Source organism: Microcoleus sp. T3_D1 (assembly GCF_036700405.1).
Lineage (GTDB): Bacteria > Cyanobacteriota > Cyanobacteriia > Cyanobacteriales > Microcoleaceae > Microcoleus.
Map to the genome: position 1 here is coordinate 1 of NZ_JAUBOV010000126.1, position 13037 is coordinate 13037.

10 protein-coding genes are annotated in these 13037 nt (G+C 44.8%); 6 read left to right on the top strand and 4 right to left on the bottom strand.

All coding sequences use genetic code 11. The annotated features are described in order from the left end of the window. Window positions 1–88 precede the first annotated feature (88 nt). The 3 genes from QT992_RS31620 to QT992_RS31630 all read left to right on the top strand — a co-directional run bounded on the left by QT992_RS31620 (window position 89) and on the right by QT992_RS31630 (window position 1755). The gene (locus QT992_RS31620; protein WP_333343029.1) at window positions 89–856 is read left to right on the top strand and encodes an Eco57I restriction-modification methylase domain-containing protein; all 768 of its coding nucleotides are present in this window, start codon (window positions 89–91) and stop codon (window positions 854–856) included. Between the two features lie 209 nt (window positions 857–1065). Continuing rightward, the gene (locus QT992_RS31625) at window positions 1066–1260 is read left to right on the top strand and encodes a hypothetical protein (RefSeq protein ID WP_333317240.1); all 195 of its coding nucleotides are present in this window, start codon (window positions 1066–1068) and stop codon (window positions 1258–1260) included. A gap of 48 nt (window positions 1261–1308) precedes the next feature. After that, entirely contained in the window at window positions 1309–1755 is a 447-nt protein-coding gene (locus tag QT992_RS31630; RefSeq protein ID WP_333317348.1) for an NADAR family protein, read from the top strand. A gap of 453 nt (window positions 1756–2208) precedes the next feature. Here QT992_RS31630 and QT992_RS31635 read toward each other — a convergent pair whose 3' ends face one another. Both QT992_RS31635 and QT992_RS31640 read right to left on the bottom strand, forming a co-directional pair. Continuing rightward, window positions 2209–2913, bottom strand: a complete 705-nt coding sequence (locus QT992_RS31635) for a hypothetical protein (RefSeq protein WP_333343030.1) — start codon at window positions 2911–2913, stop codon at window positions 2209–2211. Between the two features lie 190 nt (window positions 2914–3103). After that, on the bottom strand, window positions 3104–3373 hold the full coding sequence (locus QT992_RS31640) for a hypothetical protein (protein ID WP_333343031.1): 270 nt from the start codon (window positions 3371–3373) through the stop codon (window positions 3104–3106). 300 nt (window positions 3374–3673) lie between these two features. On the opposite strand from QT992_RS31640, the gene QT992_RS31645 reads away from it, so the two are divergent. The 3 genes from QT992_RS31645 (at window position 3674) to QT992_RS31655 (ending at window position 8969) form a co-directional block, all read left to right on the top strand. Beyond that, on the top strand, window positions 3674–6544 hold the full coding sequence (locus QT992_RS31645; RefSeq protein WP_333321944.1) for a tetratricopeptide repeat protein: 2871 nt from the start codon (window positions 3674–3676) through the stop codon (window positions 6542–6544). A gap of 166 nt (window positions 6545–6710) precedes the next feature. Beyond that, entirely contained in the window at window positions 6711–7427 is a 717-nt protein-coding gene (locus QT992_RS31650) for a Uma2 family endonuclease (protein WP_333253895.1), read from the top strand. A gap of 192 nt (window positions 7428–7619) precedes the next feature. Continuing rightward, window positions 7620–8969: a 16S rRNA (cytosine(967)-C(5))-methyltransferase gene (locus QT992_RS31655; protein WP_333321946.1), complete on the top strand. Its 1350-nt coding sequence runs from the start codon at window positions 7620–7622 to the stop codon at window positions 8967–8969. Between the two features lie 23 nt (window positions 8970–8992). Here QT992_RS31655 and QT992_RS31660 read toward each other — a convergent pair whose 3' ends face one another. Both QT992_RS31660 and chlG read right to left on the bottom strand, forming a co-directional pair. Next, window positions 8993–11575: a penicillin-binding protein 1A gene (locus QT992_RS31660; protein WP_333321947.1), complete on the bottom strand. Its 2583-nt coding sequence runs from the start codon at window positions 11573–11575 to the stop codon at window positions 8993–8995. 239 nt (window positions 11576–11814) lie between these two features. Next, on the bottom strand, window positions 11815–12825 hold the full coding sequence (gene chlG / locus QT992_RS31665) for a chlorophyll synthase ChlG (RefSeq protein ID WP_333321949.1): 1011 nt from the start codon (window positions 12823–12825) through the stop codon (window positions 11815–11817). Window positions 12826–13037 lie beyond the last annotated feature (212 nt).

Sequence of the window (13037 nt, forward strand, 5' to 3'; positions counted from 1 at the left end):
GAATTTAACAGGCTTTTCAATTCACATATCATTTTCAGTTTGTTTTGTCAACTCCTAATACTGAACCGACGCCCTAGAAGAAATTGGCATGGCGAATCAGTGGGATAGCTATGTGCGAGACAATTTGCTGAATCGGTTGTTTGGATTTGAGTTATTGATGGCTCCCTATGCCATTGCTCATCTCAAGCTAGGGCTAGAACTTCAAGAACTTGGTTACAAATTTAAGGACAAACAACGATTAGGCATTTACCTCACCAATACGCTGGATGAGGCAATGAAAAAGTCAGAGATTTTGTTTGGTCAGTTTGTGGCACAGGAAGCAAACGAAGCTTCGATGGTAAAACGAGATACACCTGTGATGGTGGTGTTGGGCAATCCGCCCTATTCAGGACATTCAGCAAATAAAAGTAAGTGGATTGAGAGTTTGGTACAGGATTATTACTATGTGGATGGTCTACCGTTAGGAGAACGCAATTCCAAATGGTTACAGGATGATTATGTAAAATTCATCCGCTTTGGACAATGGCGAGTGAGTGAAACAGGCTACGGAGTTTTAGCGTTTGTCACTAATCACGGCTATCTGGATAATCCAACGTTTCGAGGAATGCGCCAGAACTTGATGCAAACCTTTACTGATATCTACATTTTAGATTTACACGGTAATTCTAAGAAGAAAGAAGTTTCTCCCGATGGTTCACCCGATCAAAACGTTTTTGATATTCAACAAGCTGTCAGTATTGGGATTTTTATCAAGGCTCCTGGAAAGCATACACCTGCTAAAGTTCATCATGCGGAGTTATGGGGCGATAGCGCATCTAAATATGAAAGCTTAAATTTATTAGATATTAATCAATAGTCCGGACAGTTTTTATAGGGCTAAATGGCTTAGGCTCTAAGACTTTGAGCCACTGTGGATAATTAAATCAATGTCAGCTTTACCCCTGACTTACATTTTATTCGACTTTTTTATGATCCTTGCCCCGCGTAAGCTTGTAGTATCGTTCCAAAAACTGTCCGGAGTATTGTTTACTGGCAGGCAGTATATATGTCGGTGGATCACTTGGCATGGAAATGGTTACTGGCTATTATGCAGATGCGGTAGGTCAGCGAAACTTGATATACGGTTTGATGGCTTCTGTTGAGGAAATTTTGGAAATGGTAGGGGCGATCGTATTCATCTACGCCCTGCTGTCTTACATCGGTTCCCATCTTGAAACTATTGATTTGCGGTTGAAGATATTGGATAATCCAGAGAGATAAAACTGACGATCGCCCAAGATTTTTATGCCGATTGAAATCGAGGACATTATGACTATCTACTTCTACACCACTGGCAGCGAATACGGGTGTTTTTCTAATTTTTCCAGTCATGGATTCGATTTAGACGGAGAATATTGGCCAACTACCGAACATTATTTTCAAGCACAAAAGTTTCCCAAAACGGCTCATTGTGACCAAATTCGCCAAGCAAAAACGCCGAAAGATGCCGCAAAAATGGGGCGCGATCGCTCTCGTCCCCTCCGCAAAGATTGGGAAAAAGTAAAAGATGATATCATGAGAAAAGCCGTACTCCGAAAATTTGAAACTCATGCCGAAATTAGAGAAATTTTACTCGCTACTGCGGATGAGGAAATAGTCGAAAATTCCCCTGTTGATTACTATTGGGGTTGCGGTAAAGATGGCAGCGGCAAAAATATGTTGGGACAGATTTTAATGGAAGTAAGGGAAATATTGCGAAAACGCACGTCAGAGTAAAACAGAACTTAAATTTTCTAAACTAAAGCAGGACTTATTTAATCCTAAGTCCTGCAATGCTCGTCAGCGAGCATTTCCTCAATTTTCTTAAACACTGAACTTAAAAATCGGTCTGAGCAACTGTCAAAACTTGTGTCAATCTCGTCGGGCTGTTCTAGTAGAGGGTTTAGCCTCTCCTCAGAGACTGCGAAGCAGGGGAAACGGTAAAAACCCTGCACCACTTTTTTTGTTTTAACAACTACTCTCAACCGGAATTAACTTTTATGGTCGCAAGTACAGCATTGTTAGCCCGTCGCCTCCCGGACACCGTTCCCCTAAGGTTGGCGATTCACAGGTAAAACAGCAAAACACCTGTTCTGGTTAAAGTTTGTTTTTTATTTATGCTGTATCTTTCTATTGTGTACGATTTGTGGAAAGTGTCAGCAGTGCTACAGAATTCTTTACATTTGTGATTTATTTGGATACAATCGCGCCACTCTGTCGCAGTTGCTGTTGAATTTTGTTAAATTCTTTCTGTTCTGCGCTTAGCAAACTATTGTCGATCGGCGATCGCATATCCCACTGCAATTCGGACAATAACAACAAACAACCGGCCATAATTATGCCTGTGGTTAGATACTGCCAAGGAGCAACCAATGTTAGTAGAGGTATGCTAAATAAATGAGTTAGTCCAATCAGGAGAAAAGTGCGCGATCGCAAACCTAATCCCGTCAACAAATAGCCGATCGCGCTCAACCCCAACCACAAATCGCAAAGGTGCAGCAACAAACCTCCCCAACCGGCAAAAATACTGCAATCGGTCAGAACCAAACCAGTTATCATCAAAATCGCCCAAGAGTAAAGAATCCAGCTAACACGCTCGACTCTTACCCAAAACAAAGTCAAAACAGCCATTACCGCAGTGCCAACTAAAGTCAAAGTTGACCACAGAATCGCCTGAAAGCTCCAACTGATAGGGAAAAACTGAGCAGTAAAAAAAATCCCCCCTGTCACCAAACCCCAAAGCAGAAAAGTTTGGTCGATGCGGGTATAAAATCCTGAGAAAAGAGTAATATTTCCGATTTGCCAGCGGAGTTGCAACAGGCCTTCGAGGTCTTGTACGTCGAGATGTTCCTGTTTGCAGCGGATTAGGGGTTCGGAGGCGTTGAAAAAGGTCATCCAGTGTTGGGGAAAGTATGAAGTTTTGTGTATTGTAACAAGTCTTAAGGAATATTTTTCAGATTTTTTCTTGTTCCCCGGCTCTTCCTGGGGACGCAGATTTGGAGGCTCTGCTTGCTGTTTTCCTCAGCAACCGAAGAGGCAGAAGGCTGCGTTAAGCTTTGGACTAACGCAGCCTTGAGATTTGAGTTCAAGCAAGTCTCCAATACTTATCTTTTGGAAAATAAATGAAGGCAACATTCACAAGAATTGATCTATCTTTTTTGCCTGTAGAGTAAACTTGCCACGTACCTGTGGGAACCTCCCGCAAATACGGCTTATTTTGCCTTAGCGGGAAGTAGATTGAGCTTTTTGAGCATTTGGTATATTCGGCGGCACGTTCAACAGTGCAGCCCATTTCCACCAAAACTGCGATCGGCTGGGTGAACAGATTGAGCTGTTCGCTGTTATAATTAGTCATGAGAAATCCTCGGTCTATATAGACCATAAACAACATGAGAGTCCTACTGGTTGCACCCAGTGGCTCCCGAAAACTGATAAGCGATCGAAAGCGTCTCTAGTTACAGCTAGGGGCGCTTGTTTGCTTGTTAAGGGCAGTCTAACACTGCTTTTAAAAATATACAATACAAATAACGTACATTTTTTAAATATATGGTAAATTAGACGTACTAACCTTAAAAGCCTTGTATAACAAGCATTTCATGGAAAACGGCTCGACCAGAATTTCTCGTTCCCAGTTACTATCCAGGGGGTTGACAGTATGAAAGGTACACTTGTCTCTCGCTTCACGCCCAGTCTGATGAAGCACGAAGATTTAGAGGAGATGTTGGTGCAGCGTCACGATTTGGCAAACGAGCTAGTCGAGTCAATCCGGTTGAGCATCCTCAAGCCGATCGAGCAGCATCACCTATTGATTGGGATGCGAGGTATTGGGAAGACGCACTTAGTCTCGCTAATGTATCACCGCGTTTCCAAAATGGAGGATTTGCGGGAAAAAGTGCTGATTGCTTGGTTGCGGGAGGAAGAGTGGGGCGTCACGTCGTTTCTCGATTTGCTCCTGCGAATTTTGCGATCGCTCCAATCAGAATATCCGGCTGAATACAAGGCTGAATTGTTCGATCGGGTAGAATCGCTTTACGGTGAATCGCCCGATAGCGCTCAACAGACAGCAGCAGAATTGCTGAAAGATTTTGCGGGCGATCGCACTCTCCTTTTACTTGTAGAAAATCTGGATGACTTGTTTGAAGGGTTGGCCGACAGCGGGCAGCAGCAATTCCGAGACTATTTAGAAAGTTATCCTTTCTGTACGATTTTCGCCACCTCTCAGCATTTATTCAAAGGAATCGACAATAAAAAAGCGCCATTCTACGAGTTTTTCAATCGCCACTATTTAGAAAAGCTGAAGTTAGATCAAGTTGTCGGGTTATTGAAAAATATCGCTCAATTAGAGGACAACAAAGAACTAGAGTTATTCATAGAAACGCCAACGGGACGTTCTCGAATTGAAGCAATCCATCACTTGGCTGGCGGCAACCACCGCGTTTATATGATTTTTGCGGAATTTCTGACTCGCGACTCGCTGGATCGACTGGTAAAACCGTTTTTGCAAACCCTAGATGAATTGACGCCCTACTATCAGGCCCGGATGGCGTGGCTTTCGCCGCAGCAAAGAAAGATAGTTGAATTTTTGTGCGATCGGCGCGGGGCTGTGATGGTTAAAGAGATTGCCCAACGCTGTTTTATGACGCATCAGACAGCATCCAGCCAACTCAAACAACTGTCGGGAATGGGTTATGTGACGAGCGAGTCGATCGGGCGCGAGTCGTATTATGAACTTCAAGAAGTGCTGATGCGCTTTTGCATGGATGTGAAGAAGCATCGGGGCGAGCCGATTAGTTTAATTGTGGATTTTTTGCGTTTGTGGTACACGCAAGAAGAGCTGAAACAGCGATTGGATCGCTTGGGAGTTGGATTTGCTGCGATCGGGAAAGAGCTAGTTGATAATAGCTCGGAAAAAAGTTATTTGAAGTATCAGCTAAATCGGGAAACACTACCGCCTAATGCTGTCATCGAGCTAGAATATCTGCTGCGTGCCCTTCAGGCAAGGGAAACAGATGATTGTGAAGACTCTCGCGTGGCAGCTTGCGTGCGGGAAATTAAAAATTGCAGAGAGAAGAAAGACCATGTTTCGGCTTTGAATCTAGCAAATAAACTGGTAGGAATTCGCGGTAAGGCAGGGGACTGGTTAGAAAAAGCCCGTTGCTTGCAGAATCTCGAACGCTACGATGAAGCATTAGAATCCTTTGATAGGGCGATAGAGCTTGACCCTAACGATTTGTCAGCTTTGGTTTTACGAGGCAATTTACTCTACAACCTCAAACGCTACGATGATGCTTTAGCATCTTTCGATCGGGCGCTTGAATTAGAGGCTAATTATCAATCTATTTGGGCTTTACGAAGCTATGTACTCGATAATCTCCAACGCTATGATGAAGCTTTAGCATCCTTTGAGCGGGCAATCGAACAGGGTGCCAATTATGAGGAGATGTGGCTTATACGAGGCAATGTACTCAACAACCTCAAACGCTACGATGAAGCCTTAGAATCTTTTGATAGGGTAATCGAACTTGATGCCAATTATAAGTTAGCTTGGCGTATCCGAAGCAATGTACTCAACAATCTCAAACGCTACGATGAAGCCTTAGAATCCGTTGATAGGGTAATCACGATTGACCCCAATGATCAGTCGGCTTGGCTTTTACGAGGCAATGTACTCAACAACCTCAAACGCTATGATGAAGCTTTAGAAGCTTACGACAAAACTATCGAAAGTGACCATAATAATCATTGGTATTGGGGTATCCGAGGCGATGTACTCAACAACCTCAAACGCTATGATGAAGCTTTAGAAGCTTACGACAAAGCGATCGAACTTGATGCCAATTATCAGTTGGTTTGGTTTCTTCGAGGTCTTTTACTCGATACACTCAAACGTTATGAAGAAGCCTTAGTATCTTACGATCGGGCGATCGAACTTGGCGAAAATGATCGGGATGTTTGGGTTTTACGAGCCCTTGTACTCAAGAGCCTCAAACGCTATGATGAAGCATTAGTATCTTACGATCGAGCGATCGAACTTGGCGATCGATATTCATATGTCTTCTTCCATCGCGCCATTGTCATTCTCGGATTAAATCGGTGGGATGAAGGCATCGCCGCCTTAGACGACGCATTCCAACGCATTGAATCAGACGAGGAAGTTAGTTCTGAAGATGCCAATTTAATTACCCGCAACCTATTCGCAAACACGCACCAGCCGATAACTAAACCTCGCATCATCAGCCTAATTGCAGTTTACGAAAAACACGAATATCTCTCAATCTTAGGAAATGGAATTGTGCGAAACATCCCCGCGCTAATGTCAGAAATGGTAAGCGACAAAGCCGCACGCACTTGGTTAGAATTGTGGCAAGAACTAACCAGCAACTACGAACAATTCCAAATTCCCATCCGCCTGCTGAATGCGGCAGTCCGCTATAAGGAAACCAAGGGCGACAGACGAGTTTTGCTAGAACTTGCCATTGAAGAACGCAATTTATTAGAACCATTGGTGTCAAGAAAACCAGAATAAGTAAAACAGGACTTACGCACTCCGACCAAGAAACCGGGTTTTTTACCTAATCTGCCGATTGCAACGAAGTCTTTTCGTGAAAAACCCGGTTTCTGGGCCCCCTGGGTAAGTCCTATAAAATCGATCTAAAATAGAAATTGATGATACTAGCAAAGGACTCATCCCCATGACCGCAACAATTCCAACTAAAACCTCAGCAGAAATCATCTACCCAGACAGCGACGGCAAACCCATGTCAGACAATACCAAACAGTTTGAACTAATTGTCACCATTCAAGGCGGAATAGATGCCTTATACAAAGACAACGAAAATGTCTTTGTAGCAGGTGATTTGCTGTGGTATCCCGTGGAAGGAGATAACAAAACTCGCCAAGCACCTGATACGATGGTAGTGTTTGGCAGGCCGAAAGGTTACAGAGGTTCCTACCAACAGTGGCTTGAAGATAATATCGCCCCGCAAGTGGTCTTTGAAATCCTCTCGCCGGGAAATCGAATCGGAGCACTGTTTAAGCTGTTTAATTTCTACCAGGATTATGGAGTCGAAGAATATTATGTCTACAGTCCAGAGGATAATGAATTAATTGGTTGGCTGCGTTCTGATGGAAAACTCAACTATATTGAATTAATGGATGGTTGGGTGAGTCCGCGTTTGCAGATCCGTTTTCAAACTGCATCGGGAGACTTGGAAATTTATCGGCCTGATGGACAGAAGTTTTTGTCTTATGTGGAGTTGTCAAGACAACAGGAATCAGCACAGCGACAAATGGAACTAACACAGCAACAAATGGAACAAGAACGGCAAGATAAAGAGTTAGCACAGCAAAAAGCCGATCGCCTATCCGAGAAATTGCGAGAAATGGGCATCAATCCCGACGAAATTTGAACAAAAAAGACCGGGCGGTTAAAACCGGGTTATTTTCTTCCGTCCGCAGGGGCGGACATCGTTTGTATAGGCGCGATTTCAATCGCCGTCTTATCTTTGTTTGTATAGATGCGATTTCAATCGCCGTGATTTCTATTTTTTATTTTCAATCCTCAGACAACCTATAATAACTTGACATATCAGCAACCAACTATGCAAAATCCCCGCCAAATAGCCTTTCTCGCACTCCGCGAAGTCCACCGCCGCGGTGCATTCGCAGATGCCGCACTCGATCGCGCTTTCAGCAATTCTCAACTCAACGACCTCGATCGGCGTTTAGTGACAGAATTAGTTTACGGTAGCGTCAGGAGAATGCGATCGATCGACTTCATCATCGACAAACTAGCAACAAAGAAATCCTCCCAACAACCGCCAGAACTCCGCACCATCCTACATATAGGGTTATATCAACTCGAATATCTCAACCAGATTCCCCCATCCGCCGCCGTCAACACCACCGTTCAACTAGCAAAAGAAAACGGATTTTCAGGACTCAGCAGTTTTGTCAACGGTTTGTTGCGCCAATACATCCGTTTAACAGATAACAACTTAAACCCATTAACAGTTACGAATTATAAATCAACCGTCGAACGCCTAGGAATTCTGCACAGCTTCCCCGAATGGCTGGTAAAATTGTGGATCGAACAAATAGGCGAAACCGAAACCGAACAACTCTGTGAATGGTTCAACCAATCCCCCACAATTGACCTGAGAATCAATCCCTTAAAAAGCTCGATCGCCGAAATCGAAGCTGCCTTCAAATCCCACAACATCTCAACTAGCAGAATCCCTCACTTGCCCCAAGCATTAAGACTAAATGGCAGCATCGGCGCAATTCAAAACCTCCCCGGATACAGCGAAGGTTGGTGGACAATCCAAGACAGCAGCGCTCAATTAGTCACCCATTTACTAGCGCCCCAGCCAGGGGAAACTATCATCGACGCCTGCGCCGCGCCGGGGGGAAAAACCACCCACAGCGCCGAATTAATGCAGGATACAGGCACAATTTATGCCTGCGACAAAACCGCCAGCAGACTCAAAAAACTTAAAGAAAATGCAGACAGACTCCAGATGAAATCCATTAAAATTCATACCGGAGACAGCCGCCATTTCCCAGAGTTTGTTAACCTCGCAGACAGAGTTTTACTAGACGCACCTTGTTCCGGCCTCGGAACCCTCCACCGCCGCGCCGACGCCCGCTGGCATCACACGCCCGAAAACATTCAACAACAATCTCAACTGCAATCGGAATTGTTAGCAAATGCAGCGACATTTGTCAAATCCGGCGGCGTATTAGTTTATGCAACTTGCACAATTCATCCCTTGGAAAATGAAACAGTTATTCGATCGTTCTTAGACAACAATCCTCACTGGCAAATAGAACCGCCAACAATTGATTTACCCGTACAGCCATCACCCGAAGGATGGGTGAAAGTGTGGCCGCACAGACATCACATGGACGGCTTTTTTATGGTGAGGCTAAAGCAATTGAAAAACGAGTAAAGTCCTTACTGCAAACCGATAGTTTAATAAGCCGGTTCTTGATAAGCTGGCTCTTCATAAGCCGGCTCTTGATAAGCTGGCTCTTCATAAGCCGGTTCTTGATAAGCCGGCTCTTGCGGTGGGTAATACTTCGGTTCAGGATTAGGATTGTACGGTACGATCGCACCATCCTCATTCACAATCATCCCCCGAATAATCCTCTTAGGCTCCACCGGTTTGGGCTTAATACTGCGTTTGCGACCCTCCAACTCCGGCAACTTCGGAAACTTCTCAACCGGCATTCCCTTAACAGCTTGACTCATAAAATCGCGCCAATTATAGGCCGCCGTACCGCTAGTTCCCCAGGTGGGATAATTGTCATCATTCCCTAGCCACACCCCAGTCACAACTTGTGGAATGTAACCAATAAACCACAAATCCCTGACATTTTCCGAAGTACCGGTTTTGCCCGCTACAGCGCGATCGTTTAAAGCCGCAGGCCCCCCCGTACCGTCTTGCACCACACCCTCCAACATCCAAGTAGTAATCGCAGCACTATCCTTATCCAAAACCCGCTTCGGTTTAAAATTAGCCTGATAAATCACATCTCCCCGCTGATTAATCACCCGCTTAATTCCGTGGGCTTCAATAAAATTCCCTTGCGTGGCTAAAGTACCGTAAGCATTGGTTAACTCCAGCAAATTAACCTCCGAAGAACCCAAAGCCAGGGAATAAATCGGACTCAATTTCGACTTAATTCCCATATCGTTGGCTAATTTTATCGCCGGTTCAAACCCCACATCCATCAACACCTTCACAGCTACGACATTCACCGAACTCGTCAAAGCATCAGAGATCGATCGCCAACCGCTAAATTTTTTGCCATAATTATTCGGTTGATAGCCGTCGATAATAATTGGTTCGTCTTCGTAACTGTCATAGGGAGAAAAACCAGCCGCCATCGCCGCTGCGTAAACCAACCCTTTAAACGTCGATCCGGGCTGCCGCAAAGCCTGCGTAGCACGGTTAAATTCACTTTCCTTAAAATTTCCACCTCCTACCAGGGCCTTAACTTCCCCAGTCTTAGTGTCCATAGAAACTAAAGCGGCCTGTTCAAAACCCTGACGGCGGCCATCAACTTCGATCGCATTTTTAACAACCTGTTCCGCTATTTTCTGCCACTTCAAATCCACCGTCGTCTCGACAGTCAAACCGCCAGCTTCCAAAGCATCCTGAGAAACATAGCGCGGCAATTCCTTCCGAATGTAACTAGCAAAATAAGGTGCGACTACTTTAAATCGCTTCGGCGGACTTGGTTTAACCGCCATAGGTTCCGCCATTGCCTCCTTCGCCTGAACCTCTGTAATTACCTTCGCTTCCTGCATTTGTTGCAGCACAAGATTGCGGCGTTTCTTAGCAATATCGGGATTAACCAAAGGCGAATATTCGCTCGGTGCCGGAGGCAAACCCGCCAAAGTTGCCATCTCTGCCAAAGTTAATTTATCGACACTTTTGCTAAAGAAAACCAAAGCTGCATCTGCCACTCCGTAGGCATCCGAACCCAAATAAACCAGATTTAAATATCTTTCTAAAACTTGCTCTTTACTCAACTCCCGCTCTATTTTCTGGGCTAAAAGAGCTTCCCGAACCTTCCGCCTAATACTTCTTTCCTGATTGAGAAAAACAACGCGAGCCAATTGTTGGGTAATTGTACTGCCGCCCTGCACTAAATCTCTTGCTATCAAATTAGAAACAATCGATCGCACAATACCTTGATAATCCACCCCGCGATGTTGGTAAAAACGGCGGTCTTCTATGGCAATAAAAGCTTTAACCAACAGTTCGGGAATTTCTTGAAGTTTGAGTTTATCTCTAGTTGCAGGCCCCGACTGCAACAAAATCGTCTTATCGGCCGCCTTAATTGTCAGTGTCCCGTCGCGGTTAAAGGCCGACAAATCGTTAACATCCGGCAAACCTTTGTCTAAGGTGTACAAAATCCATAAACCGTAGATTAAAGCGCCCCCGCCTATACTGGCCACACCTAAACTTATCCAAAATCTAGGGCGACGGGAGATCCGTTTTTTAGGATTTTCCTGCGGTGCGCTATTTTCCTGCGGTGCGCTAATTTCCTGTAGTTCCGTATGTCTCTGCAGTTCGGTGTTCGGCGGTGCGCTATTTTCCCGCAATTGGCTACTATCCGATTTTTTGGGTGATTTAGTTCCCAGCAAACTTAATCCCGGCCGCAACAATTCTTTTCCCTTGGTTTGCAAGCTGGTAACTTGAGGTTCAATTTCCAACCAAGCAATTAAGCGCCTCAACCCTTCCCACCTGCGGTTGACTATTGGATATCGAGCGTATTCTGGTTCTAAATATTCTGATTCTAAATATTCGGATTCTAATTCAGACTCTTCTAGAGGTGCAGCATCTTCTGATACCACATACTCCGATCTTTGGGCCGTTGTCCCTGTATAAAATTCCGCCTCCGATTCCGGCGAGTTGAGCTTATTGCCCTTCGCAGCCTTCGGCGGTTCTCGATCGGAATTACCGCTTATTGCGTTAGTGACTTTGCTCAATGTATCTTTGATATTTGAGAAAAATTCTGCCACGTTCAGACCTTCAAACCTCATCAAGTCCGATTAAAAATTAAAAATTAAAAAAGCTAGCTTTCTTAAATTCTTAATTTTTAATTCGACATTTTTTCTTGAATAACACGCTGCCTTGAATTAGATTTTTTGAATTAAAAAGTTTTTAATTCACAACTCAAAATTCAAAACTTTTCTTAACGCTGCAGAGTTTGGTATTTTTTTGAGTTGTGAATTACATTTTTTGAATTAAAAAAATTTAAACTCAAACCTCAAAACTCTGCTTAACTCGCATGACCCAGTGCCAAGGCTGCTACCAGCATACCCAAAACCAGGAAAGGCTGAGCACTTGCCTGATATTTAACATCATTTTCCAGGGGATTACGCAAAAAGTACATATCCTGAAAAGTAATTTGGGGAATTATCAGCAGCAGCAGAATGACAGCGTAAAGGTTTTGGTGGATGCTGATCAGGTAGCCTGCAATCCCAGCTTGAAAGATGTCGATCGTCAACACGCAAATCCAAGCTGCGGTGCTGATGCCAAACATCACTGGCAAAGATTTTAACCCTAATTGCCGATCGCCCTCAACACTTTTGAAATCATTGACGATCGCAATCCCCAGCCCTGCCAAACTGTAAAACAGGGTCAAAATCATAATCGTGGGATCTAGTGTACCAAACAAAGCTTGACCAGCCCACCAAGGCAGGGCAATGTAGCTAGCACCCAGGGCATAATTTCCCAACCAGCCATTCTGCTTGAGTTTCAGTGGGGGCGCAGAGTAGATATAAGCTAGAAACGCGCCGCCGAGAGTCAAAACAGTCATTATCGGGAATTCATGACCCGCCCACAAGTCTAGAGCATAAGCCACCCCAATGCCAGCGGCTAATAATACCAAAATTTGCGTTACTACTTGGGGAATCGAGATAATCCCGGAGGGAATCGGACGGTAGGGCTCGTTAATGGCGTCGATGTCGCGATCGTAAAAATCGTTCAAAGTTTGAGTGTACCCGGTCAGCAACGGCCCTGACATCAACATACAAGCTGCTGCGATCGAGAAATTCTCTAGGTTCCAAACATAGTTTCCAGAAGACGCCGCCCCGCACACCACGCCCCAAATGAGGGGAATCCAGGTAATCGGTTTCATCAGTTGCAAGCGAATCTTCCAGATGGAAGTTTCCCCGCTAGCGGCCCCTTTCATGCCCAACAGTTGCCGAGTTTTGGAACTGCGGTTTTCGGTAGCAGCACTTTCCGGTGCAGATTCTGGGGAGATTGGGGAGGGAGGAGAGTCAGACATAAGTGTGATGTTAGCGGTACTGCTACTATTGTGTCGTTCTGCGTTTCATTGACACTCTCCGGGCTAAAGCCACAGAGATTCTTTGATCTACGAGTCAATTTGCTGAGACAGGATTTCTGAGCGTCAAAGTAGAGATATTAAACTCAGCGAGACTGTCACCAGTCTCGCTGGTCTTCAAAACCGTGCATGAGACTTTCACCTCACACGGCTCC